The 25,010-nt window shown below is 52.0% G+C and carries 28 protein-coding genes; 20 read left to right on the top strand and 8 right to left on the bottom strand.

The genetic code is table 11. The features are described 5' to 3' along the window. Positions 1-11 precede the first annotated feature (11 nt). From garR to garP, 3 genes are read right to left on the bottom strand one after another with little or no spacing between them, the layout of a single operon-like run. On the bottom strand, positions 12-905 hold the full coding sequence (gene garR, locus D9742_RS12185) for a 2-hydroxy-3-oxopropionate reductase (protein WP_130237058.1): 894 nt from the start codon (positions 903-905) through the stop codon (positions 12-14). 29 nt (positions 906-934) lie between these two features. After that, positions 935-1,705, bottom strand: a complete 771-nt coding sequence (gene garL, locus D9742_RS12180; RefSeq protein WP_130237057.1) for a 2-dehydro-3-deoxyglucarate aldolase — start codon at positions 1,703-1,705, stop codon at positions 935-937. Positions 1,706-1,720: 15 nt separating this feature from the next. After that, on the bottom strand, positions 1,721-3,055 hold the full coding sequence (garP, locus tag D9742_RS12175) for a galactarate/glucarate/glycerate transporter GarP (protein WP_000599633.1): 1,335 nt from the start codon (positions 3,053-3,055) through the stop codon (positions 1,721-1,723). Between the two features lie 374 nt (positions 3,056-3,429). On the opposite strand from garP, the gene garD reads away from it, so the two are divergent. The 3 genes from garD (at position 3,430) to yhaV (ending at position 5,949) form a co-directional block, all read left to right on the top strand. Beyond that, the gene (gene garD, locus D9742_RS12170; protein ID WP_001273756.1) at positions 3,430-5,001 is read left to right on the top strand and encodes a galactarate dehydratase; all 1,572 of its coding nucleotides are present in this window, start codon (positions 3,430-3,432) and stop codon (positions 4,999-5,001) included. A 148-nt stretch (positions 5,002-5,149) separates the two neighbouring features. Beyond that, positions 5,150-5,485 carry a type II toxin-antitoxin system antitoxin PrlF gene (gene prlF, locus D9742_RS12165; RefSeq protein WP_130237056.1) on the top strand — a complete coding sequence of 112 codons (336 nt, stop codon included), beginning with the start codon at positions 5,150-5,152 and terminating at the stop codon, positions 5,483-5,485. Then, complete coding sequence (gene yhaV, locus D9742_RS12160) at positions 5,485-5,949, top strand: type II toxin-antitoxin system ribonuclease toxin YhaV (RefSeq protein WP_000347255.1); 465 nt, start codon at positions 5,485-5,487, stop codon at positions 5,947-5,949. Before prlF ends, yhaV begins: the two co-directional genes overlap by 1 nt. A 54-nt stretch (positions 5,950-6,003) precedes the next feature. On the opposite strand, the gene agaR is transcribed toward yhaV, so the two are convergent. Beyond that, a complete protein-coding gene (gene agaR / locus D9742_RS12155) occupies positions 6,004-6,813 on the bottom strand; it encodes an aga operon transcriptional regulator AgaR (RefSeq protein WP_000072187.1) in 810 nt (269 codons plus the stop codon). 248 nt (positions 6,814-7,061) lie between these two features. On the opposite strand from agaR, the gene kbaZ reads away from it, so the two are divergent. The 12 genes from kbaZ (at position 7,062) to D9742_RS12095 (ending at position 17,490) form a co-directional block, all read left to right on the top strand. Continuing rightward, positions 7,062-8,342 (top strand): tagatose-bisphosphate aldolase subunit KbaZ, encoded by a 1,281-nt coding sequence (gene kbaZ / locus D9742_RS12150; RefSeq protein WP_130237055.1) that lies wholly within the window; start codon positions 7,062-7,064, stop codon positions 8,340-8,342. Positions 8,343-8,364: 22 nt separating this feature from the next. Continuing rightward, on the top strand, positions 8,365-8,838 hold the full coding sequence (agaV, locus tag D9742_RS12145) for a PTS N-acetylgalactosamine transporter subunit IIB (RefSeq protein WP_001295547.1): 474 nt from the start codon (positions 8,365-8,367) through the stop codon (positions 8,836-8,838). A 10-nt stretch (positions 8,839-8,848) separates the two neighbouring features. Continuing rightward, positions 8,849-9,628, top strand: coding sequence for a PTS N-acetylgalactosamine transporter subunit IIC (gene agaW / locus D9742_RS12140; protein WP_000406214.1), 780 nt, complete (start codon positions 8,849-8,851; stop codon positions 9,626-9,628). After that, entirely contained in the window at positions 9,618-10,496 is an 879-nt protein-coding gene (gene agaE / locus D9742_RS12135; protein WP_001295548.1) for a PTS N-acetylgalactosamine transporter subunit IID, read from the top strand. Before agaW ends, agaE begins: the two co-directional genes overlap by 11 nt. Positions 10,497-10,513: 17 nt before the next feature. Next, a complete protein-coding gene (agaF, locus tag D9742_RS12130; RefSeq protein ID WP_000948824.1) occupies positions 10,514-10,948 on the top strand; it encodes a PTS galactosamine/N-acetylgalactosamine transporter subunit IIA in 435 nt (144 codons plus the stop codon). Further along, the gene (nagA, locus tag D9742_RS12125; RefSeq protein WP_130237054.1) at positions 10,945-12,078 is read left to right on the top strand and encodes an N-acetylglucosamine-6-phosphate deacetylase; all 1,134 of its coding nucleotides are present in this window, start codon (positions 10,945-10,947) and stop codon (positions 12,076-12,078) included. The genes agaF and nagA overlap by 4 nt, the downstream gene beginning before the upstream one ends. 350 nt (positions 12,079-12,428) lie before the next feature. Beyond that, positions 12,429-13,583, top strand: coding sequence for an AgaS family sugar isomerase (locus D9742_RS12120; RefSeq protein ID WP_130237053.1), 1,155 nt, complete (start codon positions 12,429-12,431; stop codon positions 13,581-13,583). Between the two features lie 12 nt (positions 13,584-13,595). Continuing rightward, positions 13,596-14,456 carry a tagatose-bisphosphate aldolase subunit KbaY gene (kbaY, locus tag D9742_RS12115; protein WP_113417123.1) on the top strand — a complete coding sequence of 287 codons (861 nt, stop codon included), beginning with the start codon at positions 13,596-13,598 and terminating at the stop codon, positions 14,454-14,456. Positions 14,457-14,622: 166 nt separating this feature from the next. Next, on the top strand, positions 14,623-15,099 hold the full coding sequence (gene agaB, locus D9742_RS12110; RefSeq protein ID WP_130237052.1) for a PTS galactosamine transporter subunit IIB: 477 nt from the start codon (positions 14,623-14,625) through the stop codon (positions 15,097-15,099). Positions 15,100-15,137: 38 nt separating this feature from the next. Then, positions 15,138-15,941 carry a PTS galactosamine transporter subunit IIC gene (gene agaC, locus D9742_RS12105; protein ID WP_000544489.1) on the top strand — a complete coding sequence of 268 codons (804 nt, stop codon included), beginning with the start codon at positions 15,138-15,140 and terminating at the stop codon, positions 15,939-15,941. Next, the gene (gene agaD / locus D9742_RS12100; RefSeq protein ID WP_130204630.1) at positions 15,931-16,722 is read left to right on the top strand and encodes a PTS galactosamine transporter subunit IID; all 792 of its coding nucleotides are present in this window, start codon (positions 15,931-15,933) and stop codon (positions 16,720-16,722) included. The genes agaC and agaD overlap by 11 nt, the downstream gene beginning before the upstream one ends. Continuing rightward, entirely contained in the window at positions 16,723-17,490 is a 768-nt protein-coding gene (locus D9742_RS12095) for a galactosamine-6-phosphate isomerase (protein ID WP_130237051.1), read from the top strand. It begins immediately after the preceding gene. A 49-nt stretch (positions 17,491-17,539) separates the two neighbouring features. Here the strand turns inward: D9742_RS12095 and rsmI are convergent, their stop codons facing one another. Then, on the bottom strand, positions 17,540-18,403 hold the full coding sequence (rsmI, locus tag D9742_RS12090; RefSeq protein WP_130237050.1) for a 16S rRNA (cytidine(1402)-2'-O)-methyltransferase: 864 nt from the start codon (positions 18,401-18,403) through the stop codon (positions 17,540-17,542). A gap of 64 nt (positions 18,404-18,467) precedes the next feature. Between rsmI and lpoA the strand changes: the two genes are divergently transcribed. From lpoA to dolP, 4 genes are read left to right on the top strand one after another with little or no spacing between them, the layout of a single operon-like run. Then, positions 18,468-20,504 carry a penicillin-binding protein activator LpoA gene (lpoA, locus tag D9742_RS12085; protein ID WP_130237049.1) on the top strand — a complete coding sequence of 679 codons (2,037 nt, stop codon included), beginning with the start codon at positions 18,468-18,470 and terminating at the stop codon, positions 20,502-20,504. Beyond that, on the top strand, positions 20,462-20,857 hold the full coding sequence (locus D9742_RS12080; RefSeq protein ID WP_064529549.1) for a YraN family protein: 396 nt from the start codon (positions 20,462-20,464) through the stop codon (positions 20,855-20,857). Before lpoA ends, D9742_RS12080 begins: the two co-directional genes overlap by 43 nt. A 19-nt stretch (positions 20,858-20,876) precedes the next feature. Next, positions 20,877-21,467, top strand: a complete 591-nt coding sequence (gene diaA / locus D9742_RS12075; RefSeq protein WP_001158034.1) for a DnaA initiator-associating protein DiaA — start codon at positions 20,877-20,879, stop codon at positions 21,465-21,467. Between the two features lie 9 nt (positions 21,468-21,476). Then, complete coding sequence (gene dolP / locus D9742_RS12070) at positions 21,477-22,052, top strand: division/outer membrane stress-associated lipid-binding lipoprotein (RefSeq protein ID WP_000646037.1); 576 nt, start codon at positions 21,477-21,479, stop codon at positions 22,050-22,052. Between the two features lie 113 nt (positions 22,053-22,165). On the opposite strand, the gene D9742_RS12065 is transcribed toward dolP, so the two are convergent. After that, the gene (locus D9742_RS12065; RefSeq protein WP_130237048.1) at positions 22,166-23,206 is read right to left on the bottom strand and encodes a permease; all 1,041 of its coding nucleotides are present in this window, start codon (positions 23,204-23,206) and stop codon (positions 22,166-22,168) included. Between the two features lie 72 nt (positions 23,207-23,278). After that, positions 23,279-23,914: an NAD(P)H-binding protein gene (locus tag D9742_RS12060; protein ID WP_130237047.1), complete on the bottom strand. Its 636-nt coding sequence runs from the start codon at positions 23,912-23,914 to the stop codon at positions 23,279-23,281. Positions 23,915-24,041: 127 nt separating this feature from the next. On the opposite strand from D9742_RS12060, the gene yhbO reads away from it, so the two are divergent. Next, positions 24,042-24,560, top strand: coding sequence for a protein/nucleic acid deglycase (gene yhbO / locus D9742_RS12055; RefSeq protein WP_050867444.1), 519 nt, complete (start codon positions 24,042-24,044; stop codon positions 24,558-24,560). On the opposite strand, the gene D9742_RS12050 is transcribed toward yhbO, so the two are convergent. Further along, on the bottom strand, positions 24,540-24,983 hold the full coding sequence (locus tag D9742_RS12050; protein WP_130237046.1) for a YhbP family protein: 444 nt from the start codon (positions 24,981-24,983) through the stop codon (positions 24,540-24,542). The two genes, yhbO and D9742_RS12050, sit on opposite strands and share 21 nt — an antisense overlap. Positions 24,984-25,010 lie beyond the last annotated feature (27 nt).

Here is a 25,010-nt window from a genome sequence, read left to right as displayed (position 1 = left end):
CGGGCACGACGTCATTTGCGAGTAACTTCGACTTTCGCCAGTTTTTCGTAGTAGCACGCAAGGGCGCTATGGTCTGCTGTTCCCAGACCATCGGCACGCAGCGCTTGCATCATCTCCATAACCGCAGCCGTCAGCGGCAGTTGCGCGCCAACGCCGTGGGAGGTATCCAGCGCATTCGCCAGATCCTTAATATGCAGATCAATACGGAAACCTGGCTTGAAGTTACGGTCCATCACCATTGGCGCTTTCGCATCCAGTACGGTACTGCCCGCTAGTCCACCGCGAATTGCCTGATAAACCAGATCCGGGTTAACGCCCGCTTTAGTTGCCAGCGTCAACGCTTCTGACATCGCGGCAATATTCAGCGCAACAATGACCTGATTGGCCAGTTTGGTGACGTTGCCTGCGCCGATTTCCCCGGTATGTACCACAGACCCCGCCATCGCTTTCATTAAGTCATAGTATTTGTCGAAAATAGCCTTGTCGCCACCCACCATCACTGACAGGGTGCCATCAATCGCTTTCGGCTCACCACCGCTAACCGGAGCATCCAGCATATCAATGCCTTTCGCTTTCAGTGCTTCGCTGATTTCACGGCTTGCCAGCGGTGCGATAGAACTCATATCGATCAATACCGTACCTGGCTTCGCGCCTTCAATAATGCCATTTTCACCCAGCGCCACCTCTTTCACATGAGGAGAGTTTGGCAGCATGGTAATGATGACGTCGCACTGTTCAGCGATCGCTCTAGCCGTAGACGCTGTTTCTGCACCTGCTGCAATTACGTCAGCAATAGCTTCTGGGTTACGGTCAGCAACCACCAGCGAGTAACCTGCTTTCAGAAGGTTTTTACTCATTGGTTTACCCATAATCCCCAGGCCAATAAAACCAACTTTCATAGTCATATCAATCATCTCTCTTGTTGCGGTGGTGGTTATTTTTTAAAGGTATCAGCCAGTTTCTGAGTGGCAGAGCGGAAGACGCCGAGATCGCTGCCGACAGCCACAAACGTCGCGCCCCATGCCAGATAACGACGCGCATCGGCTTCGACCGGCGCGAGGATACCGCTGGGTTTGCCGTGCGCTTTGGCACGGTTAAAAATATGCTGAATCGCTTTTTGTACATCCGGGTGTGAGGCATTGCCGAGATGACCTAATGCCGCAGCCAGATCGCTGGGACCGACGAAGATGCCGTCTACGCCCTCGGTAGCAGCAATGGCATCGACGTTATCTACGCCTTGCTGACTTTCAATCTGGACCAGAATAGTGATGTTCTTATTTGACTGAACGAAGTAATCCGCCACCGTGCCAAACATATTGGCGCGGTGAGAAACGGAGACGCCGCGAATGCCTTCTGGCGGATAACGCGTCGATGCCACAGCCTGCTCTGCTTCCTCTTTTGTTTCTACAAAAGGAATCAGGAAGTTATAGAAACCGATATCCAGAAGACGCTTAATAATTACCGGCTCGTTGGTCGGCACTCGCACTACTGGCGCGCTGGTGCTGCCTTTCAGGGCCATTAACTGCGGAATAAATGTGGAAATATCGTTTGGCGCATGTTCGCCATCCAGCACCAGCCAGTCAAACCCAGCCAAACCAAGAACTTCAGTGCTAATCGGGTTAGAGAGTGCTGACCAGCAACCAATTTGTACCTGTTTCGCAGCCAGTGCGGCTTTGAATTTATTCGGGAAAACATCGTTATTCATCGCTTATACCTTTGCTTATTTCTGCAATTCCATACGTTTAATGTCGCCAACCACGAAGAGGTAGCAGACCATCGCCATCAGCGCCGAACATCCCACGAAGACCAGTGCTGCATTGAAGGAGTGCAGTTCACTTACCAGGTAGCCAATCACCAGTGGAGTGACAATGGAGGCAACATTGCCAAAGACGTTAAAGACGCCGCCACAGAGGCCAACAATCTCTTTCGGCGCGGTGTCAGAAATCACCGGCCAGCCCAGCGCACCAAATCCTTTGCCAAAGAAAGCCAGCGCCATCAGCATGACCACCAGCGTGGTGTTGTTGGTGTAGTTACATAAGATGATGGTGGAAGCCAGCAACATTCCCAGCACAATCGGTAGCTTACGTGCCAGGGTCAGGGATAAACCGCGTTTGATCAGATAATCCGAGAAGACACCTCCCAGCACGCCGCCCGCAAAACCACACAGTGCCGGAATCGAGGCGACCAGACCCACTTTCAGAATCGACATGCCTTTTTCCTGCACCAGATAAATCGGGAACCAGGTGAGGAAGAACCAGGTGATGGTGTTGATAAAATATTGTCCGAAAAATACGCCAAGCATCATGCGGTTAGAGAGCAATTGCTTGATGTAATGCAGTTTGGGTCCGCTTGCTGCCGCACTGCCCGGCTTTTTGTGGTCCATATCGACCACCGCGCCATTTTCAGAGATAAACTTCAGCTCTTCCGCAGACATACGTGGGTGATCTGTCGGGTTATGAATCAACTTTATCCACAGCGCCGTCAGCACAAAACCAATCCCCCCCATAACGGTAAAGACGTGCTCCCAGCCCCAGGCGAAAGTCAGCCAGCCAAGCAGCGGCGAAAAGAGCGCCAGCGAGAAATATTGCGCCGAGTTAAAGATGGCGGAGGCAGTACCACGTTCTTTCGTCGGGAACCAGGCGGCGACAATACGGGCGTTCGCCGGGAATGATGGCGCTTCCGAAAACCCCAGCATAAAGCGCATAAAGAACATGGAGATCCCTGCCCAGGCCAGCGGGAACATATCAACAAAGCCTTGCAGGAAGGTGAATAGCGACCAGAAAAAGAGGCTATAGGTGTAAACTTTTTTCGAGCCAAACTTATCAAGCAGCCAGCCGCCGGGGATTTGCATCAGCAAGTAGGCCCAGCCAAAAGCAGAAAAGATGTAACCCATCGAAACCGCACTTAACTGCAACTCTTTTGCCACTTCGGTACCAGCAATAGACAGCGTTGCACGATCGGCGTAGTTAACGGCGGTAACAATAAAAATAATCAGTAATATTAAATAGCGGGTATGCACGCCTTTCTTTTTTTCGTCAACGGTGTCCAGAATCATTTTATTTACCTCGGGTACTTATGCTGATTTTTATTATTATGGGGAAGGTGTTATTTATGAGTTTCATTTATGCCGTAACGACAATGAACTCGGGAATTAGTATAAGCAGCGCGAGAATAATAATCATTGTGCAAATGCTAGTTTAATTAATACCATTTGAATATTATTTTGAGCATATGCACATAAGGTTGCGCGCTAAAGCACAGATTTGCGCTTTACCTTGCCGGGCGGCACTGCAATCCCTGAAATGATTGACATTGATCACATTTCTGCGTTTAAACTCCTGACATTCTTATTTCACCCAATGAAGTCATTTATTTTTAAATGAGACCAGGTCCTCATTTTAATAACCCCTGGCTGGAGAATATTGCACAATGGCCAACATCGAAATCAGACAAGAAACGCCAACTGCGTTTTATATAAAAGTTCACGACACAGATAATGTGGCAATTATTGTTAATGATAATGGCCTGAAAGCAGGAACGCGTTTTCCGGATGGGCTGGAATTAATTGAACATATTCCCCAGGGGCATAAAGTCGCATTGCTGGACATTCCGGCTAATGGTGAAATTATTCGTTATGGCGAAGTGATTGGTTACGCCGTACGCGCAATCCCACGCGGAAGCTGGATCGACGAATCAATGGTTGTACTACCGGAAGCGCCACCGTTACACACGCTGCCACTGGCAACCAAAGTCCCGGAACCCTTACCGCCGCTGGAAGGATACACCTTTGAAGGCTATCGCAATGCCGATGGCAGCGTGGGCACCAAAAACCTGCTCGGCATTACCACCAGCGTCCACTGTGTGGCAGGCGTGGTGGATTACGTAGTAAAAATCATTGAGCGCGATCTGTTGCCAAAATACCCGAACGTCGATGGCGTAGTGGGGCTGAATCACCTGTACGGTTGTGGCGTGGCGATTAACGCACCGGCGGCAGTTGTGCCTATCCGTACCATTCACAATATTTCGCTGAACCCTAACTTTGGCGGCGAAGTAATGGTGATTGGCCTGGGTTGTGAAAAGTTGCAGCCTGAGCGCCTGCTGACTGGAACGGATGATGTGCAAGCTATTCCAGTAGAAAGCGCCAGCATTGTCAGTTTGCAGGATGAAAAGCATGTCGGCTTTCAGTCCATGGTCGAGGATATTTTGCAGGTCGCCGAACGCCATTTGCACAAGCTGAATCAACGTCAGCGAGAAACCTGTCCGGCTTCAGAACTGGTTGTCGGCATGCAGTGCGGTGGCAGCGATGCGTTTTCTGGCGTAACGGCAAACCCGGCGGTTGGGTATGCGTCTGATCTACTGGTGCGCTGCGGCGCAACGGTGATGTTTTCAGAAGTAACGGAAGTGCGTGACGCGATCCATCTACTGACACCACGCGCAGTGAACGAAGAGGTCGGCAAACGGCTGCTGGAGGAGATGGAGTGGTACGATAACTATCTCAATATGGGAAAAACCGACCGCAGCGCCAACCCTTCGCCGGGCAACAAGAAAGGCGGTCTGGCAAACGTGGTAGAGAAAGCGCTCGGCTCCATTGCTAAATCGGGTAAAAGTGCAATTGTTGAAGTGCTGTCGCCTGGTCAACGCCCAACAAAACGTGGATTAATTTACGCAGCAACGCCAGCCAGCGATTTTGTCTGCGGCACCCAACAGGTAGCTTCGGGTATTACCGTGCAAGTGTTTACAACAGGTCGCGGTACGCCGTACGGTCTGATGGCGGTCCCCGTCATTAAAATGGCGACCCGCACCGAGCTGGCGAACCGCTGGTTTGATTTAATGGATATTAACGCGGGCACTATCGCTACCGGCGAAGAGACCATTGAAGAGGTGGGCTGGAAGTTGTTCCACTTTATTCTCGACGTCGCCAGCGGGAAGAAGAAAACCTTCTCGGATCAATGGGGGCTGCATAACCAGCTGGCAGTGTTTAACCCGGCACCGGTGACCTGATTTCTTTTGGAACGTCCCTCGCAAAACATGGCCTTAGTGCCATGTTTTTATTGTTTAAAGCCCCCACGTCCATTAATAATGCATTTGCATTACCTTAGTTCAAGCTTATAATTTGAGCAGAAAACAGGCTGTAAAAGGACAGTGAATCATGCCCGCTAATGCTCGCTCTCACGCTGTACTGACCACTGAATCAAAGGTCACGATACGCGGACAAACAACTATCCCCGCGCCAGTGCGTGAGGCCTTAAAACTGAAGCCAGGCCTGGACAGCATTCATTACGAAATTCTGCCTGGTGGGCAAGTATTTATGTGCCGACTGGGAGATGAACAGGAGGATCATACTATGAATGCATTTTTGCGTTTTCTGGATGCAGATATCCAGAACAACCCGCAAAAAACTCGTCCATTCGACACTCAACAAGGAAAGAAACTTGTCGCTGGCATGGACGTCAACATTGACGATGAGATTGGCGACGACGAATAATGGATTTTCCACAAAGGGTTAATGGTTGGGCGCTATATGCTCATCCCTGTTTTCAGGAAACCTACGATGCTTTAGTTGCCGAAGTCGAGGCATTAAAGGGAAAAGATCCTGAAAATTATCAGAGAAAAGCTGCCACAAAGTTATTGGCGGTGGTCCATAAAGTGATTGAGGAGCATATCACGGTCAATCCATCATCACCGGCATTCCGTCATGGCAAGTCGTTAGGCTCTGGGAAAAATAAAGACTGGTCACGGGTAAAATTTGGTGCTGGTCGCTATCGTCTCTTCTTTCGTTACAGTGAAAAAGAGAAAGTCATCATTCTGGGATGGATGAACGATGAAAACACGCTGCGCACCTACGGTAAAAAAACAGATGCCTATACCGTATTCAGTAAAATGTTAAAAAGAGGACATCCTCCTGCCGACTGGGAAACCCTCACCCGAGAGACAGAAGAAACCCATTGATGGTGTTCACAATGCCCGCCGAACGCATTCGTGTTGACCAGCGGGCACCCTTTCTCACTCCCCGACCAGAATCACTTCAACCCCAGCTTTTCGCAGCCCTTCCAGGCTATCCGCAGGAATGCCTTCATCAACAATGATCATGTCGATACGTTGAGTATCAATGATCTTATGTAAACTGGAACGATTGAATTTACTGGAATCGGTGACCACGATGATCCGTTCCGCAACTTCGCACATCCGGCGGTTTAAACGGGCTTCATCTTCATTATGCGTGCTGACGCCGCGCTCCAGATCGATCGCATCTACACCAAGAAACAGCATATCGAAGTGGTAATTTTGCAGCGATTGCTCAGCCTGATCGCCGTAAAAAGATTGCGACTGACGGCGCAAATGCCCGCCGGTCATCAGCAGCTCAACGCCTTCCGCTTCCAGCAACGCATTAGCCACGTTCATACCGTTGGTCATCGCAATTACGTCAGTGTGCTTGCGCATCAGACGGGCAATCTCAAAAGTGGTGGTCCCGGAATCGAGGATCACCCGATGACCTGGCTGAATCAACTCAACGGCAGCTTTCGCAACGCTGCGTTTCATCGCGGTGTTCAGTGCGCTTTTATCTTCCACTGATGGCTCGACTGACGGCGTCGTGCTATCGCAGATCAACGCGCCACCATAGGCACGCACAGCGATCCCCTGCTTTTCCAGAAACGCCAGATCATTGCGGATCGTCACAGTAGATACGCCATACAATGCCGACAGATCGTTAACCTGCACACTCCCTTGCTGTCGCAGACGCTGAATGATCTGTTCTCGTCGCTCGCTGGTGCCTGTCACTCGCTTCTCACCTGAAGCGTCGGTATTACTCATAGTAAGTCCTTTCGTAAAACTTTCGTTTCATTTCGTTTTGCCTATTAACGCCTTTCTATTAAGCAAATGCAAGCCCACCTTGCCCATTGGCGCAAGCTACTCTCGTTTCAGTGGCTTTCATTATGTTTCTTTTGTGAATCAGATCAGAAAACTATTATCTTTCGTTTTATTTTTATCTCACCATGTCGCAGTATCAATTGAAACAAAACGAAAGATTAAAGTTGCAGTAATCTAAACTGGAGAGGAAAGTGAAACATCTGACAGAAATGGTGAGACAGCATAAAGAGGGCAAAACAAATGGGATTTATGCCGTTTGTTCCGCACATCCGCTGGTGCTGGAAGCTGCAATCCGCTACGCCTGTGCAAACCAAACTCCGCTACTGATTGAAGCGACGTCCAATCAGGTGGACCAGTTCGGCGGTTATACCGGAATGACGCCCGCCGATTTTCGCGGCTTTGTTTGCCAGCTTGCTGACTCGCTGAATTTCCCACAGGACGCGTTGATTCTGGGTGGCGACCATCTGGGGCCAAACCGCTGGCAAAACCTGCCTGCCGCTCAGGCGATGGCCAATGCCGATGATTTGATTAAAAGCTACGTCGCGGCAGGATTCAAAAAAATTCACCTTGATTGCAGCATGTCCTGTCAGGACGATCCGGTTCCCTTAACTGATGGCATCGTTGCCGAACGCGCCGCTCGTCTGGCGAAAGTGGCGGAAGAAACCTGCCGTGAACATTTTGGCGAGGCCGATCTGGTGTATGTCATAGGCACCGAAGTTCCGGTGCCTGGCGGCGCGCATGAAACCTTAAGCGAGCTGGCGGTCACCACGCCGGATGCCGCCCGCGCCACGCTGGAAGCCCATCGTCACGCCTTTGAAAAGCAGGGTCTGAATGCCATCTGGCCACGCATCATTGCCCTGGTGGTTCAACCCGGCGTCGAATTCGATCACACCAACGTTATTGATTATCAGCCCGCCAAAGCGACCGCCTTAAGCCAGATGGTCGAAAACTACGAAACGCTGATTTTCGAAGCGCACTCTACCGATTATCAAACGCCGCAATCGCTGCGCCAGCTGGTGATTGACCACTTTGCCATTCTGAAAGTTGGCCCAGCGCTGACCTTCGCCCTGCGTGAAGCTCTGTTCTCTCTGGCAGCGATTGAAGAAGAACTGGTGCCAGCAAAAGCCTGTTCTGGTCTGCGTCAGGTGCTGGAAAACGTGATGCTCGACCGCCCGGAATACTGGCAAAGCCACTACCACGGTGACGGCAACGCGCGTCGTCTGGCGCGTGGTTATAGCTACTCGGATCGCGTGCGCTATTACTGGCCGGACAGCCAGATTGATGACGCTTTCGCTCATCTGGTACGTAATCTGGCGGATTCACCAATTCCGCTGCCGCTGATCAGCCAGTATCTGCCATTGCAGTACGTGAAAGTTCGCTCCGGCGAGCTGCAGCCAACGCCACGGGAACTCATTATCAACCATATTCAGGACATCCTGGCGCAGTACCACACAGCCTGTGAAGGCCAATAAGCAAAACAAAGAGGAACACGCTATGCCAAATATTGTTTTAAGCCGGATTGATGAACGCTTGATTCACGGTCAGGTCGGCGTTCAGTGGGTCGGATTTGCGGGGGCAAATCTGGTGCTGGTAGCCAACGATGAGGTTGCCGAAGATCCGGTACAACAAAACCTGATGGAAATGGTACTGGCAGAAGGGATCGCCGTACGTTTCTGGACGCTGCAAAAAGTTATCGACAACATTCATCGCGCCGCCGATCGACAGAAAATCCTGCTGGTATGTAAAACACCTGCCGATTTCCTGACGCTGGTGAAAGGTGGCGTTCCGGTGAATCGCATTAACGTTGGCAATATGCACTACGCCAATGGCAAGCAACAAATCGCCAAAACGGTTTCTGTGGATGCGGGCGATATCGCAGCATTTAACGACCTGAAAGCCGCTGGGGTGGAATGCTTCGTTCAGGGCGTCCCGACAGAGCCTGCTGTGGACCTCTTTAAATTACTTTGAGGGATTCATCATGGAAATCAGTCTGTTGCAGGCATTCGCGTTGGGCATTATCGCCTTTATCGCTGGCCTGGATATGTTTAACGGCTTAACCCATATGCACCGCCCGGTGGTCCTCGGCCCGTTAGTCGGGCTGGTACTTGGCGATCTGCATACCGGTATTTTAACCGGCGGTACGCTGGAACTGGTGTGGATGGGGCTGGCCCCGCTGGCGGGCGCACAGCCGCCTAACGTGATTATCGGTACTATCGTCGGCACGGCGTTTGCCATTACTACTGGCGTGAAACCCGATGTCGCGGTCGGTGTCGCCGTACCTTTCGCTGTTGCAGTACAGATGGGGATTACCTTCCTGTTCTCGGTGATGTCTGGCGTGATGTCCCGCTGCGACCGGATGGCGGAGAACGCCGATACTCGCGGCATTGAACGCGTGAACTATCTGGCACTGCTGGCACTCGGCACTTTCTATTTTCTCTGCGCTTTCCTGCCTATCTACTTCGGTGCGGAACATGCAAAAACCATCATTGATGTCTTGCCGCAACGATTAATCGACGGCCTCGGCGTCGCGGGCGGCATCATGCCAGCAATCGGTTTTGCCGTACTGCTGAAAATCATGATGAAAAACGTCTACATCCCCTACTTCATCCTGGGCTTCGTTGCCGCCGCCTGGCTCAAGTTACCGGTGCTGGCTATTGCTGCCGCCGCGCTGGCTATGGCGCTGATCGACCTGCTGCGTAAATCTCCTGAACCGACTCAACCTGCGGCACAGAAAGAGGAATTTGAAGATGGCATCTAATCAAACCACCCTGCCGAACGTCAGTGAAAACGAAGAAACATTGCTGACTGGCGTCAATGAAAACGTATACGAAGATCAGAGCATTGGCGCGGAGCTGACGAAAAAAGATATCAACCGCGTCGCCTGGCGTTCCATGCTGTTACAAGCGTCTTTTAACTACGAACGTATGCAGGCTTCCGGCTGGTTGTACGGTCTGCTGCCTGCTCTGAAAAAGATCCACACTAATAAACGCGACCTGGCGCGCGCCATGAAGGGGCATATGGGTTTCTTCAATACCCATCCGTTTCTGGTGACATTTGTTATCGGCATTATCCTTGCGATGGAGCGTTCTAAGCAGGACGTTAACAGTATTCAGAGCACCAAAATTGCCGTCGGTGCGCCGCTCGGCGGGATTGGCGATGCAATGTTCTGGCTAACGCTACTGCCGATTTGTGGCGGGATTGGAGCCAGTCTGGCATTGCAAGGCTCCATTCTTGGTGCAGTCGTCTTTATTGTGCTGTTCAACGTGGTACACCTGGGGCTGCGTTTTGGTCTGGCGCATTATGCTTACCGCATGGGCGTGGCGGCGATTCCACTCATTAAAGCGAATACCAAAAAAGTCGGCCATGCTGCGTCTATCGTTGGGATGACGGTAATCGGTGCGCTGGTGGCAACCTATGTTCGTTTAAGCACCACGCTGGAAATCACAGCGGGCGACGCAGTGGTTAAGTTACAGGCTGATGTTATTGACAAACTGATGCCTGCCTTCTTACCGCTGGTCTATACCCTGACCATGTTCTGGCTGGTACGTCGCGGCTGGAGTCCGCTACGCCTGATTGCGGTTACCGTGGTTCTCGGCATCGTCGGTAAATTCTGCCATTTCCTTTAAATACAATGAGGTATTAGATGTTAAGTATTATTTTGACAGGGCATGGCGGGTTTGCCAGCGGCATGGAAAAAGCAATGAAGCAAATTCTCGGTGAGCAATCGCAGTTTATCGCCATCGATTTTCCGGAAACCTCAAGCACCGCGCTGCTTACATCGCAGCTTGAAGAGGCCATCGCCCAACTGGATTGTGAAGACGGCATTGTTTTTCTGACGGATTTGCTGGGCGGCACGCCGTTTCGCGTAGCTTCAACGCTGGCGATGCAAAAACCGGGCTGTGAAGTGATCACCGGCACCAATTTGCAACTGCTACTGGAGATGGTGCTGGAGCGCGAAGGGTTAAGCGGTGAAGAATTCCGTGTACAGGCACTGGAGTGTGGGCACCGTGGGCTGACCAGTCTGGTGGACGAGTTAGGCCGCTGCCATGAGGAATGTCCGGTCGAGGAAGGAATATGACACAAGTTCTGCGCGCCAGAAGGCTGCTGACTGAAGAGGGCTGGCTTGATGATCATCAGCTGCGCATTACTGACGGTGTAATCGTAGCAATCGAACCGATTCCAGTGGGCGTGACTGAACGCGATGCGGAACTGCTCTGCCCCGCTTACATCGACACCCATGTACATGGTGGTGCGGGCGTTGATGTAATGGATGACGCGCCGGATGTGCTCGACAAGCTGGCAATGCACAAGGCACGCGAAGGTGTCGGCAGTTGGTTGCCGACTACCGTAACCGCGCCGCTTAATACCATTCATGCGGCGCTGAAACGTATTGCGCAACGTTGCCAACGCGGCGGACCTGGTGCGCAAGTGCTGGGGAGTTATCTCGAAGGACCGTACTTCACGCCGCAGAATAAAGGCGCGCATCCCCCAGAGCTGTTCCGCGAGCTGGAAATTGCCGAGCTGGATCAATTGATTGCCGTTTCTCAGCACACCTTACGCGTGGTAGCGCTGGCACCGGAAAAAGAAAGGGCATTGCAGGCCATCCGCCATCTTAAACGGCAAAATGTACGAGTGATGCTGGGGCATAGCGCGGCGACCTGGCAACAAACTCGCGCCGCGTTTGATGCTGGTGCCGACGGCCTGGTGCATTGCTATAACGGGATGACAGGTTTACATCATCGCGAACCGGGAATGGTTGGCGCGGGATTAACGGACAAGCGCGCCTGGCTGGAACTGATAGCCGATGGTCATCATGTACATCCGGCGGCGATGTCGCTGTGTTGTTGCTGTGCGGAAGAGAGAATCGTGCTGATCACCGACGCGATGCAAGCAGCCGGGATGCCGGATGGTCGCTATACGTTATGTGGCGAAGAAGTGCAGATGCACGGTGGCGTTGTCCGTACCGCGTCCGGTGGGCTGGCGGGCAGTACGCTGTCTGTTGATGCGGCAGTGCGCAACATGGTCGAGTTGACGGGCGTAACGCCTGCGGAAGCCATTCATATGGCATCGCTGCATCCGGCGCGAATGCTGGGTGTTGATGGTGTTCTGGGATCGCTTAAACCGGGCAAACGCGCCAGCGTCGTTGCGCTGGATAGCGGGCTGCATGTGCAACAAATCTGGATTCAGGGTCAATTAGCTTCGTTTTGATAGTTTGCTCCTTTATTGGGCCTTCACTTCCCCCGTAAGGCCTTTCTTTTTCTTTCTTTTTGATCTGTGCAGCGGTGTCGAATGCGACGCTAACGCGTCTTATCCGACCTACGATACGCCGCATCCGGCAATCGGTGAACATAGCGATGTCATTACGCAATTCTTTAATCTTCCCTTGTCTTTTCTTTCAATGATCACAGATTTCGTTTTATTTCATTTTTCTCCATTGAACTTTCGGTTTCTTTTCTATAGATTTTAATCAACGAAAGACATCACCAAGTGAAATGAAACGAAAGGCAAGTGAAAGCGACAACGCCCGACGTCAAGTTCATCAGACTAAGGATTGAGTTATGCCAGAAAATTACACCCCTGCTGCCGCCGCAACCGGTACATGGACTGAAGAAGAGATCCGCCATCAGCCTCGCGCATGGATCCGTTCACTCACCAACATCGACGCGCTACGTTCCGCGCTCAATAACTTCCTTGAACCGTTACTGCGCAAAGAGAATCTGCGGATCATCCTGACCGGAGCCGGAACCTCAGCATTTATCGGTGACATCATCGCACCGTGGCTCGCCAGCCATACCGGTAAAAACTTCAGCGCTGTACCAACCACCGATCTGGTCACCAATCCAATGGACTACCTGAACCCAGCTCATCCGCTGCTGTTGATCTCCTTCGGTCGATCCGGCAACAGCCCGGAAAGCGTCGCTGCCGTAGAACTGGCAAATCAATTTGTACCCGAGTGCTATCACCTGCCGATCACCTGCAACGAAGCGGGCGCTCTTTACCAAAACGCGATCAACAGCGACAACGCGTTTGCCCTGCTGATGCCCGCAGAAACGCACGATCGCGGCTTTGCGATGACCAGCAGCATTACCACCATGATGGCCAGCTGCCTCGCGGTTTTCGTACCTGAGACGATCAACAGCCAAACCTTCCGCGACGTGGCGGATCGTTGCCTGGCGATCCTGACCTCACTGGGCGATTTCAGCGAAGGTGTGTTTGGTTACGCACCGTGGAAACGGATCGTTTATCTCGGCAGCGGTGGCTTACAGGGCGCAGCACGCGAGTCGGCGCTGAAAGTGCTGGAACTGACGGCGGGTAAACTGGCGTCCTTTTATGATTCTCCAACCGGATTCCGTCATGGACCAAAATCGCTGGTCGATAACGAAACACTGGTGGTGGTATTTGTCTCCAGCCACCCTTACACCCGTCAGTATGATCTTGATCTGCTGGCTGAACTTCGCCGTGACAACCAGGCAATGCGTGTAATCGCCATCGCCGCGGAAAGCAGCGACATCGTCGCTGCCGGTCCACATATTATCCTGCCACCGTCACGTCACTTTATCGACGTTGAGCAGGCATTTTGCTTCCTGATGTACGCCCAGACGTTTGCACTGATGCAGTCGCTGCACATGGGCAATACGCCGGATACCCCATCAGCCAGTGGCACCGTTAACCGCGTGGTGCAAGGCGTAATCATTCATCCGTGGCAGGCATAAGAGGATCGCATTATGAGCATTATCTCCACTAAATATCTGTTACAGGACGCCCAGGCCAATGGCTACGCGGTGCCTGCTTTTAACATTCATAACGCCGAGACGATCCAGGCGATCCTCGAAGTGTGCAGTGAAATGCGATCGCCGGTGATCCTCGCCGGAACGCCGGGGACCTTTAAACATATCGCGCTGGAAGAGATCTACGCCCTGTGCAGCGCCTATTCCACAACCTACAACATGCCACTGGCGCTGCATCTCGACCACCACGAATCGCTGGATGATATTCGCCGTAAAGTCCACGCAGGTGTGCGCAGTGCAATGATCGACGGCAGCCACTTCCCGTTTGCCGAGAACGTGAAGCTGGTGAAATCGGTTGTTGACTTCTGCCACTCACAGGATTGCAGCGTGGAAGCAGAACTGGGCCGCCTGGGCGGTGTTGAAGATGACATGAGCGTTGACGTCGAAAGTGCATTCCTGACCGATCCACAAGAAGCTAAACGCTTTGTCGAACTGACTGGCGTCGACAGCCTGGCGGTAGCGATTGGTACGGCGCACGGCTTATACAGCAAAACGCCGAAGATTGATTTCCAGCGGCTGGCGGAAATTCGTGAAGTGGTGGATGTTCCTCTGGTGCTACATGGTGCCAGCGATGTTCCGGATGAATTTGTCCGTCGCACTATTGAACTTGGCGTCACAAAAGTGAACGTTGCCACAGAATTAAAAATAGCCTTCGCCGGCGCGGTAAAAGCCTGGTTCGCGGAAAATCCGCAGGGTAATGATCCTCGTTATTATATGCGCGTCGGTATGGATGCGATGAAAGAAGTCGTCAGAAATAAAATTAATGTCTGTGGTTCAGCGAATCGAATTTCCGCGTAATCATTAGTTTTTTATGATTTATCCCAATGTACTTCCCGATTAATATCGGGGAGTGCCTTAATGGAAAAGGAGATGACTAAACCTTAATAAATACATCAGTACAATATCGCAACAATAATATATTTAAAAAAATTATATTATTCAACTTTATGGTGAGGATTACACAATGAGCAGTCTAAATATTCTCTTAACCCGTATTGATAACCGTCTGGTTCACGGTCAGGTTGGCGTGACCTGGACATCCACCATCGGTGCGAATCTGCTGGTAGTCGTGGATGATGTTGTCGCTAACGATGATATTCAACAGAAATTAATGGGTATTACCGCAGAAACCTACGGCTTTGGCATTCGTTTCTTTACTATCGAAAAAACCATTAACGTCATCGGCAAAGCTGCACCGCATCAGAAGATCTTCCTGATTTGCCGTACGCCACAAACGGTACGTAAATTGGTAGAAGGTGGCATTGACCTGAAAGATGTCAACGTCGGCAATATGCATTTCTCGGAAGGGAAAAAGCAAATCAGCAGTAAAGTTTATGTCGATGACCAGGATCTCGCGGACTTACGTTTTATTAAACAACGTGGCGTGAATGTTTTCATTCAGGACGTCCCTGGAGATCAAAAAGAACAAATCCCTGACTAAATCTAAAATCGCCTTAATATTGGTTTGAGGTAATAAAAATGCATGAAATAACCCTACTTCAGGGATTATCCCTGGCGGCGTTAGTTTTCGTTCTGGGGATTGATTTTTGGCTGGAAGCCTTATTTTTATTCCGCCCGATAATAGTTTGTACCCTAACTGGCGCTATTCTCGGTGATATTCAGACTGGCTTAATTACCGGTGGTCTGACAGAGTTGGCTTTCGCCGGATTAACCCCTGCAGGTGGTGTTCAGCCGCCCAACCCTATTATGGCGGGTCTGATGACCACCGTCATTGCATGGTCTACGGGCGTTGATGCCAAAACGGCAATTGGTCTTGGCCTACCGTTTAGTTTGTTAATGCAGTACGTCATTCTGTTCTTCTATTCTGCTTTCTCATTATTTATGACCAAAGCCGATAAATGCGCGAAAGAAGCGGATACGGCAGCGTTTTCCCGACTTAACTGGACAACGATGCTCATCGTCGCTTCAGCGTATGCGGTGATTGCTTTCCTCTGTACTTACCTGGCACAAGGGGCGATGCAGGCGCTGGTGAAAGCGATGCCCGCCTGGTTGACCCACGGCTTTGAAGTGGCTGGCGGTATTCTGCCTGCCGTTGGTTTTGGCTTGCTGCTGCGTGTAATGTTCAAAGCGCAATATATCCCTTACCTGATCGCCGGTTTCCTGTTTGTTTGCTACATCCAGGTCAGCAACCTGTTGCCGGTTGCCGTACTGGGCGCAGGCTTTGCGGTGTATGAGTTTTTCAATGCGAAATCCCGGCAGCAAGCGCAACCGCAGCCCGTTGCCAGTAAAAATGAAGAAGAGGACTACAGCAATGGGATCTGAAATCAGTAAAAAAGATATCACCCGTCTGGGCTTTCGTTCGTCGCTGCTGCAAGCGAGCTTTAACTACGAAAGGATGCAGGCGGGCGGTTTTACCTGGGCGATGTTGCCGATCCTGAAAAAGATTTATAAGGACGACAAACCGGGCTTAAGCGCGGCGATGAAAGATAACCTCGAATTTATTAATACCCACCCGAATCTGGTCGGATTCCTGATGGGATTGTTAATTTCGATGGAGGAGAAAGGCGAAAACCGCGACACCATTAAAGGTCTGAAAGTGGCGCTGTTTGGCCCAATCGCCGGGATTGGCGATGCGATTTTCTGGTTTACTTTGTTGCCGATTATGGCGGGAATTTGCTCATCATTTGCCAGCCAGGGAAACCTGCTGGGGCCGATTCTGTTCTTCGCCGTGTACCTGATTATCTTTTTCCTCCGCGTCGGCTGGACCCACGTGGGTTATTCGGTCGGCGTGAAGGCGATCGATAAAGTGCGAGAGAACTCGCAGATGATCGCCCGTTCGGCAACCATCCTCGGGATCACGGTAATTGGCGGGCTGATCGCTTCGTATGTGCATATTAACGTGGTGACATCGTTTGCCATCGACAGTACCCACAGCGTCGCGCTGCAACAGGATTTCTTCGATAAAGTCTTCCCGAACATTTTACCGATGGCCTACACCCTGCTGATGTATTACTTCCTGCGGGTGAAAAAAGCGCATCCGGTGCTGTTAATCGGCGTGACTTTTGTGCTCTCTATTGTTTGTTCCGCATTCGGCATTTTGTAAATGGAACGAGGCACTGCGTCTGGCGGTGCCTCTTTACTTAAGGAATTTCATCCTGTGCAAACCCTTCAGCAAGTTGAACACTATACGGCGTTAAGTGAACGAGCCAGCGAATATTTATTGGCTGTGATCCGTAGCAAACCGGATGCCGTGATTTGCCTGGCGACCGGAGCCACGCCATTACTGACGTATCATTATCTGGTAGAAAAAATCCACCAGCAGCAGGTTGATGTCAGCCAGCTCACCTTCGTGAAGCTCGACGAATGGGTGGATCTGCCATTAACGATGCCTGGTACCTGCGAAACTTTTCTGCAACAGCATATCGTGCAGCCGCTGGGGCTACGTGAAGACCAGCTCATCAGCTTTCGCTCCGAAGAGATAAATGAGACAGAGTGCGAACGGGTAACGAACCTGATTGCGCGCAAAGGCGGTCTGGATTTATGCGTTCTCGGATTGGGGAAAAACGGTCATCTTGGGCTGAACGAACCGGGAGAAAACCTGCAACCGGCCTGCCATATCAGTCAACTTGATGCCAGAACACAGCAACATGAGATGTTAAAAACCGCGGGTCGCCCCGTGACTCGTGGGATCACCTTAGGCCTGAAGGATATTCTCAATGCCCGCGAGGTTTTGTTACTGGTGACTGGCGAAGGAAAGCAGGATGCGACAGAACGTTTTCTCACGGCTAAAGTCTCTACCGCTATCCCGGCTTCATTTTTATGGCTGCATAACCATTTCACATGTGTGATTGATGAAATGTGTCGTCGTTAACTCGCCTGGTACAGGCGTTGCAGCGCTATTCCTGCTGCAACGCCTGTAATCACTCTCCCTGCTGTTCCAGCGCATACTTATACAGCGCATTTTTCTTCACGCCGTGAATTTCTGCGGCCAGCGCCGCCGCTTTTTTCAGCGGCAGTTCTGCCTGTAGCAGCGTCAGCGTGCGCAGGGCATCAGCAGGCAGGTCATCTTCCTGCGCTTTATGGCCTTCGACAATCAGCACCATTTCGCCTTTGCGACGGTTTTCATCTTCTTTGACCCACGCCAGCAGCTCGCCAACGGGCGCGCCGTGAATGGTTTCCCAGGTTTTGGTTAGCTCACGCGCCAGAACCACATAGCGCGATTCGCCTAATACCGCAACGATATCTTCCAGGCTATCTAACAGACGGTGGGTCGATTCATAAAAAATCAGCGTGCGCGGCTCCGCTTCAATGGCTTTCAACGCATCGCGGCGGCCTTTTGATTTGGCAGGCAGGAAGCCTTCATAACAAAAACGATCTGATGGTAAACCCGCGGCGCTTAACGCAGTGATGGCAGCACACGGCCCCGGTAGTGGCACCACGCGAATCCCCGCTTCACGGCAGGTACGCACCAGATGGTAGCCAGGGTCGTTTATCAGCGGCGTCCCGGCATCGGAAACCAGTGCAATGTTTTGCCCTTCCTGTAACTTCGCCAGCAGCGTTTCGGCTTTTTGTTGTTCATTATGGTCATGAAGCGCGAACAACCGGGCGTTTATGCCAAAATGTTGCAGCAGTAAACCGGTATGACGGGTATCCTCGGCGGCAATCAGATCAACGGCCTGCAATACCTCCAGCGCACGCTGGGTGATATCCGCCAGATTACCGATTGGCGTAGGTACAATATAGAGCTGGCCTTGAGAATTATCCGCCGATTGGTGTTGTTTCATTGTGTCGTCCGTATTGCCGATTTAATATTGAGCATTGCGTAAAAAAAATATCACTGGATACATTATGGTACCCTCAACATTTTCTCGTTTGAAAGCCGCGCGTTGTCTGCCTGTTGTTCTGGCCGCCCTGATTTTCGCCGGTTGTGGCACCCATACTCCCGATCAGTCCACTGCTTATATGCAGGGCACGGCGCAGGCTGATTCTGCCTTTTATCTACAACAGATGCAGCAAAGCTCTGATGATACCAGGATCAACTGGCAATTACTCGCCATTCGTGCACTGGTGAAAGAAGGCAAAACCGGGCAAGCGGTGGAGTTGTTTAATCAGCTGCCGCAAGAACTAAACGATGCCCAGCGTCGCGAGAAAACGCTACTGGCGGTAGAAATCAAGCTGGCGCAAAAAGATTTTACTGGCGCACAGACCTTGTTGGCAAAAATCACGCCGACCGATTTAGAACAAAATCAGCAGGCGCGCTACTGGCAGGCGAAAATCGATGCCAGCCAGGGACGTCCTTCCATTGAATTACTGCGTGCGTTAGTCGCCCAGGAACCTCTGCTCGGCGCGAAGGAAAAGCAACAGAATATTGACGCTACCTGGCAGGCGCTATCGTCCATGACCCAACAGCAGGCGAATACGCTGGTGATTAACGCCGACGAAAATATCCTGCAAGGCTGGCTGGATCTGCAACGCGTCTGGTTTGATAACCGTAACGATCCCAACATGATGAAAGCCGGGATCGCCGACTGGCAAAAACGTTATCCGAACAACCCGGGCGCGAAAATGCTGCCAACGCAGTTGGTAAACGTAAAAGCTTTCAAACCAGCGTCAACCAATAAAATCGCCCTGCTGCTGCCGTTGAATGGTCAGGCTGCGGTATTTGGTCGCACAATTCAGCAAGGCTTTGAAGCGGCGAAAAACATTGGCACTCAGCCAGTGGCGGCCCAGGTAGCTACCGCGCCTGCCGCTGACGTAGCAGAACAACCCCAGCCACAAACCGTGGATGGCGTTGCCAGCCCGGCACAAGCCTCGGTTAGCGATCTAACGGGTGAAGAAACCGCAGCGCAGCCGGTGCCTGTAAGCGCCCCTGCGGCAAGTACTGCGGCGGTAAGCGCGCCAGCGAATCCATCCGCAGAACTGAAAATCTACGATACCTCATCACAACCGCTTAGCCAGATCTTAAGCCAGGTTCAGCAGGACGGCGCGAGCATTGTGGTCGGTCCGCTGCTGAAAAATAACGTTGAGGAGTTGCTGAAGAGCAACACGCCACTGAACGTACTGGCGCTGAATCAGCCGGAAAATATCGAAAACCGCGCTAATATCTGTTACTTCGCGCTATCGCCGGAAGATGAAGCGCGCGATGCGGCACGTCATATTCGTGACCATGGGAAACAGGCGCCGCTGGTGCTGATCCCGCGCAGTTCGCTTGGCGATCGCGTAGCAAACGCCTTCGCGCAAGAGTGGCAGAAATTGGGTGGCGGCACCGTTCTGCAACAAAAATTTGGCTCCACCAGCGAATTACGCGCGGGTGTGAACGGCGGTTCTGGTATTGCTTTAACGGGTAGCCCGATCACTCCCAGAGCGACAACCGACTCCGGCATGACGACCAACAATCCAACGCTGCAAACCACGCCAACCGATGACCAGTTCACCAACAATGGTGGTCGTGTCGATGCGGTGTACATTGTGGCAACGCCGGGCGAAATCGCTTTCGTCAAACCGATGATCGCCATGCGTAACGGCAGCCATAGCGGCGCAACGCTGTACGCCAGTTCCCGCAGTGCACAAGGCTCCGCAGGACCTGATTTCCGACTTGAGATGGAAGGATTACAGTACAGCGAGATCCCGATGTTGGCAGGCGGTAATCTACCGTTAATGCAGCAGGCACTAAGCGCAGTGAATAACGATTATTCGCTGGCTCGCATGTATGCAATGGGTGTTGATGCATGGTCGCTGGCAAATCATTTCTCACAAATGCGCCAGGTTCAGGGTTTTGAAATCAACGGTAATACCGGAAGCCTGACGGCTAACCCGGATTGCGTGATTAACAGGAAGTTATCATGGCTACAGTACCAACAAGGTCAGGTAGTCCCCGCCAGTTAACCACTAAACAGACCGGCGACGCATGGGAAGCACAAGCGCGTCGCTGGCTGGAAGGCAAAGGACTGCGGTTTGTCGCCGCTAACGTGAACGAGCGTGGCGGCGAGATCGATCTGATAATGCGTGAAGGCCAGACTACCGTTTTTGTCGAAGTGCGCTACCGCCGCTCTGCCCTTTACGGCGGCGCGGCAGCCAGTGTGACCCGCAGCAAACAACACAAATTATTACAGACTGCCCGCTTGTGGCTCGCGCGTCATAATGGGAGTTTTGATACTGTGGATTGCCGGTTCGATGTGGTAGCCTTCACCGGGAATGAGGTTGAGTGGATTAAGGATGCCTTTAATGACCACTCATAATTAAGGTTTAAGGATTAGCGTGCAAGAAAGAATTAAAGCTTGCTTCACTGAAAGCATTCAAACTCAAATTGCGGCAGCAGAGGCGCTTCCGGATGCCATCTCCCGTGCAGCCATGACGCTGGTTCAGTCTCTGCTCAATGGCAACAAAATCCTCTGTTGTGGTAATGGAACCTCCGCTGCCAACGCACAGCATTTTGCTGCCAGCATGATCAACCGTTTCGAAACGGAGCGGCCCAGCTTACCTGCCATTGCACTAAATACTGATAATGTTGTCTTAACGGCGATTGCCAACGATCGCTTACATGATGAAGTGTATGCAAAACAGGTACGGGCGCTGGGGCATGCGGGAGACGTATTGTTAGCCATTTCTACTCGTGGCAACAGCCGCGATATTGTTAAAGCAGTTGAAGCCGCCGTTACGCGTGATATGACCATTGTGGCATTGACCGGCTATGATGGTGGTGAACTTGCAGGTTTGTTAGGGCCACAGGATGTAGAAATTCGCATCCCTTCGCATCGCAGTGCTCGCATTCAGGAAATGCATATGCTGACGGTAAATTGTTTGTGCGATCTGATCGATAACACGCTTTTCCCTCACCAGGATGATTAAGGAGAATACATGAAGGCATTATCGCCAATCGCAGTCCTTATTTCCGCGCTGCTGTTGCAAGGTTGCGTTGCTGCGGCCGTAGTGGGTACTGCTGCTGTGGGTACCAAAGCCGCAACTGACCCTCGCAGTGTCGGCACCCAGGTGGACGATGGTACCCTGGAAGTGCGCGTGAACAGCGCATTGTCAAAAGACGAACAGATTAAGAAAGAAGCGCGCATTAATGTAACGGCCTATCAGGGCAAGGTGCTGCTGGTTGGGCAGTCACCAAACTCTGAGCTTTCGGCTCGTGCAAAACAGATTGCAATGGGCGTAGACGGCGCGAATGAAGTATATAACGAGATTCGTCAGGGCCAGCCGATTGGTCTGGGCGAAGCGTCTAACGATACGTGGATCACCACCAAAGTACGTTCGCAGCTCTTAACCAGCGATCTGGTGAAATCGTCCAACGTGAAAGTGACCACCGAAAATGGTGAAGTGTTCCTGATGGGGCTGGTGACTGAACGTGAAGCGAAAGCGGCGGCAGATATTGCCAGCCGGGTAAGCGGCGTAAAGCGTGTGACCACAGCGTTTACGTTTATTAAATAGCAGCACCTTGTAATGCCTGATGCGACGCTTGCCGCGTCTTATCAGGCCTACAACGATGCAAACCGTAGGTCGGATAAGGCGTTTACGCCGCATCCGACATGTTTTCACTCAAATCAAACCAACAGCGCCAGCCCGCCGACAATCACACCAGATACTGCCACCATCGCCCCTGTCAGCCATAAGGCATTCGCCGGAAATGCTTTGCGCAGCATAATCAGTGACGGCAAACTTACAGCAGGAAGCGTCATCAACAATGCCAGCGCCGGAGCAGTTCCCATACCTGCCAGCATCATCGTTTGTACAATCGGAATTTCTGCTGCTGTGGGAATGACAAACAAGCATCCTGCTACCGCCATCGCCACCACCCACATCAGGCTGTTATCGACAGCACCATCGGCATGGGGGAATAACCAGACGCGAGCGGCACCCAACACCAGTACTGCAAGGATGTAAACCGGGATCGTACTCCAGAAAAGCGTCCATAGCGCCCTGCCCCAGCGGCTAAAAAAACCGCCCTGTGCTTCCGGTATGTCAATTTCGACCGGTGCCTGCGTTTGCGGTGTTTCACGCACCCATTTTTGCACCAGCGTCGCAATCAGCAACACCATCACCAGCCCGGCCACCAGACGAATCGCCGCAAAACCCCAGCCGAGGACAAACCCCATAAACACCAGCGTCGCCGGGTTTAACAACGGATTCCCCATCCAGAATGCCAGCGCGCCGCCCATCGATACCTGTTGGCGACGCATCCCCGCCGCGACCGGAGCCGCACAGCAGGTACACATCATGCCAGGCAGCGAAAACAGCGTTCCCAGCAGCGTGCCGCGAAAGCGCGACTGCCCAAGCGTGCGTAGCAGCCAGTCGCGTGGGATCAGCACCTGAATCAACGAACCGAGGATCACCCCCAGCACTGCCGCTTTCCATACCGCGAGGAAATAGATCATCGCGTAATCCAACGCCGCTTGCCACGGATTAGCATCCGCCTGCGCAAGGATAGATTTACCGATACTGTGGGTTTCGGCTGCAGTAAACGCTTTGCCGTAGTAAGGTTGCCATTTCACATACCAGAGTCCGGCAATGACAACGAGAAAGAAAAGCGCGGGTTTCCACCACTGAATGGGCGTTGCCGCCTGAGATGAAGACTGACCAGTCATAGCATTCCCCAGGAATAAGTTATGATAATTGAGCGCGTGAATGTTACGCCCACTATCAATTCTTGGGAATAATTATTCAGCTCTTTTGCGTAATTCTGAAGAGCTTAAAATCGTCACGCCTTCATGCTCAGGCCGCATCGCCTCTGCCAGCATGACCCGCGCCACGTCTCTCGCATCAATGGATCTCCAGTTTCCTGGCAGTAAACGGAACAGCGGCGCAAAAAGCGTTTCGTTCATCCGCTGTTTGCTTCGATCACCCAGCAACATCGACGGGCGAGCGATGGTCAATTTCGGCCAGTTCTGGGCAATTAATGCTTCTTCCATCTCCCCTTTGACGCGGTTATAGAAAAACGGCGAGTGGGCATTAGCCCCCATAGCACTGACCACCAGCATATGCTGCGCACCGAGCCGCAGCCCGGTTAATGCGGTGTCCACTACCAGCGTGTAATCGGCATGAATAAACGCCTCTTTACTCCCTGCCTCCCGCCGCGTGGTGCCAAGACAACAAAACACAATGTCGATGGGATCGGTGACCTGCGCCAGCGCGTCGGTCAGTTGCGGATCATGGGGATTGAACACCCCGGGCATATCGCCCAACGGACGTCGCGTCGGCGCAGCAATGGCGTTAACTTTCGGTTCGTTAAGCAACATCCGCAGCAGGTGACCGCCCACCAGCCCCGTTGCACCTGTAATCAGTACCTGACTCATCTTCGCTCCTTTACAGAATTGTCTGCCTTGCGCTCCACGGCTCATGCACCAGGCTTAATAGACCATGAGGTAATTATCCCCGATTGTGGGAAATTCGCCTCATCCAATGCAACAACGCGGAGGAAGCATGAGTAAGAAAATTGCCGTTTTAATCACTGATGAATTTGAGGATTCAGAATTTACTTCACCCGCAGACGAGTTCCGTAAAGCCGGACACGAAGTGATTACCATTGAAAAACAAGCGGGTAAAACGGTGAAAGGCAAAAAAGGAGAAGCCAGCGTGACCATCGATAAATCCATCGATGAAGTGACGCCAGCGGAGTTTGATGCCCTGTTGCTACCGGGCGGTCATTCACCGGATTATCTGCGTGGCGACAACCGTTTTGTCACCTTTACCCGTGATTTTGTGAATAGCGGCAAACCTGTTTTCGCCATCTGTCACGGTCCGCAGCTGCTGATCAGCGCCGATGTGATTCGGGGGCGCAAACTGACCGCAGTAAAACCGATTATTATTGATGTTAAAAATGCGGACGCGGAATTTTACGATCAGGAGGTCGTGGTTGATAAAGATCAGCTGGTTACCAGCCGCACACCGGACGATCTGCCAGCGTTTAACCGCGAGGCGTTACGCCTGCTCGGTGCCTGAGTCGCGTAGCCAAATCATTTTTTTACCAAAGCCCAGCGTGTTGTCGGTGAATTTGATTTCATCTAGCCGGATTTCCCACACCGGCGCCGACAGCATTCTGGCAACCGGAAAGCGACGATTATACGCCTTGCGCGCAAGGTCGCTTTCCTCACCTTCCAGCCTGCGGAGCTCACCTTTAAACTGCACGCCGCGAATTAATGCTACCGTTTTCGGCTGACCGTTTACCGTTCCGGCAACTGCCGCCTGCGGCCCACTCATCTGCGCGTGACGCGTTTTTTCTTCCGTCAAAATGTAGAAGGCGACTTTCTGTGCATCAAAAAGATAAAAGGCATTAGCGCACCAGAGTTCCCCTTCCTGCTGCACACACCAGGTGACAACATGTTGTTTTGCCAGCCAACGGCTGATGGCAGTAAGTGTTTCCATTGCTGTTCTCTTTTATACTGTGGGCCT

Source organism: Escherichia sp. E1V33, assembly GCF_004211955.1.
GTDB lineage: Bacteria > Pseudomonadota > Gammaproteobacteria > Enterobacterales > Enterobacteriaceae > Escherichia.
The sequence above is the reverse complement of the archived record's forward strand: the minus strand, read 5'-3'. Positions and strand labels throughout refer to the sequence as shown.

What these genes read in the sequence shown, in the direction of transcription:
- garR (WP_130237058.1), bottom strand. Translation starts at nt 905, where the DNA reads ATGACTATGAAAGTTGGTTTTATTGGCCTGGGGATTATGGGTAAACCA.
- garL (WP_130237057.1), bottom strand. Translation starts at nt 1,705, where the DNA reads ATGAATAACGATGTTTTCCCGAATAAATTCAAAGCCGCACTGGCTGCG.
- garP (WP_000599633.1), bottom strand. Translation starts at nt 3,055, where the DNA reads ATGATTCTGGACACCGTTGACGAAAAAAAGAAAGGCGTGCATACCCGC.
- garD (WP_001273756.1), top strand. Translation starts at nt 3,430, where the DNA reads ATGGCCAACATCGAAATCAGACAAGAAACGCCAACTGCGTTTTATATA.
- prlF (WP_130237056.1), top strand. Translation starts at nt 5,150, where the DNA reads ATGCCCGCTAATGCTCGCTCTCACGCTGTACTGACCACTGAATCAAAG.
- yhaV (WP_000347255.1), top strand. Translation starts at nt 5,485, where the DNA reads ATGGATTTTCCACAAAGGGTTAATGGTTGGGCGCTATATGCTCATCCC.
- agaR (WP_000072187.1), bottom strand. Translation starts at nt 6,813, where the DNA reads ATGAGTAATACCGACGCTTCAGGTGAGAAGCGAGTGACAGGCACCAGC.
- agaV (WP_001295547.1), top strand. Translation starts at nt 8,365, where the DNA reads ATGCCAAATATTGTTTTAAGCCGGATTGATGAACGCTTGATTCACGGT.
- agaW (WP_000406214.1), top strand. Translation starts at nt 8,849, where the DNA reads ATGGAAATCAGTCTGTTGCAGGCATTCGCGTTGGGCATTATCGCCTTT.
- agaE (WP_001295548.1), top strand. Translation starts at nt 9,618, where the DNA reads ATGGCATCTAATCAAACCACCCTGCCGAACGTCAGTGAAAACGAAGAA.
- agaF (WP_000948824.1), top strand. Translation starts at nt 10,514, where the DNA reads ATGTTAAGTATTATTTTGACAGGGCATGGCGGGTTTGCCAGCGGCATG.
- nagA (WP_130237054.1), top strand. Translation starts at nt 10,945, where the DNA reads ATGACACAAGTTCTGCGCGCCAGAAGGCTGCTGACTGAAGAGGGCTGG.
- D9742_RS12120 (WP_130237053.1), top strand. Translation starts at nt 12,429, where the DNA reads ATGCCAGAAAATTACACCCCTGCTGCCGCCGCAACCGGTACATGGACT.
- kbaY (WP_113417123.1), top strand. Translation starts at nt 13,596, where the DNA reads ATGAGCATTATCTCCACTAAATATCTGTTACAGGACGCCCAGGCCAAT.
- agaB (WP_130237052.1), top strand. Translation starts at nt 14,623, where the DNA reads ATGAGCAGTCTAAATATTCTCTTAACCCGTATTGATAACCGTCTGGTT.
- agaC (WP_000544489.1), top strand. Translation starts at nt 15,138, where the DNA reads ATGCATGAAATAACCCTACTTCAGGGATTATCCCTGGCGGCGTTAGTT.
- agaD (WP_130204630.1), top strand. Translation starts at nt 15,931, where the DNA reads ATGGGATCTGAAATCAGTAAAAAAGATATCACCCGTCTGGGCTTTCGT.
- D9742_RS12095 (WP_130237051.1), top strand. Translation starts at nt 16,723, where the DNA reads ATGGAACGAGGCACTGCGTCTGGCGGTGCCTCTTTACTTAAGGAATTT.
- rsmI (WP_130237050.1), bottom strand. Translation starts at nt 18,403, where the DNA reads ATGAAACAACACCAATCGGCGGATAATTCTCAAGGCCAGCTCTATATT.
- lpoA (WP_130237049.1), top strand. Translation starts at nt 18,468, where the DNA reads ATGGTACCCTCAACATTTTCTCGTTTGAAAGCCGCGCGTTGTCTGCCT.
- D9742_RS12080 (WP_064529549.1), top strand. Translation starts at nt 20,462, where the DNA reads ATGGCTACAGTACCAACAAGGTCAGGTAGTCCCCGCCAGTTAACCACT.
- dolP (WP_000646037.1), top strand. Translation starts at nt 21,477, where the DNA reads ATGAAGGCATTATCGCCAATCGCAGTCCTTATTTCCGCGCTGCTGTTG.
- D9742_RS12065 (WP_130237048.1), bottom strand. Translation starts at nt 23,206, where the DNA reads ATGACTGGTCAGTCTTCATCTCAGGCGGCAACGCCCATTCAGTGGTGG.
- D9742_RS12060 (WP_130237047.1), bottom strand. Translation starts at nt 23,914, where the DNA reads ATGAGTCAGGTACTGATTACAGGTGCAACGGGGCTGGTGGGCGGTCAC.
- yhbO (WP_050867444.1), top strand. Translation starts at nt 24,042, where the DNA reads ATGAGTAAGAAAATTGCCGTTTTAATCACTGATGAATTTGAGGATTCA.
- D9742_RS12050 (WP_130237046.1), bottom strand. Translation starts at nt 24,983, where the DNA reads ATGGAAACACTTACTGCCATCAGCCGTTGGCTGGCAAAACAACATGTT.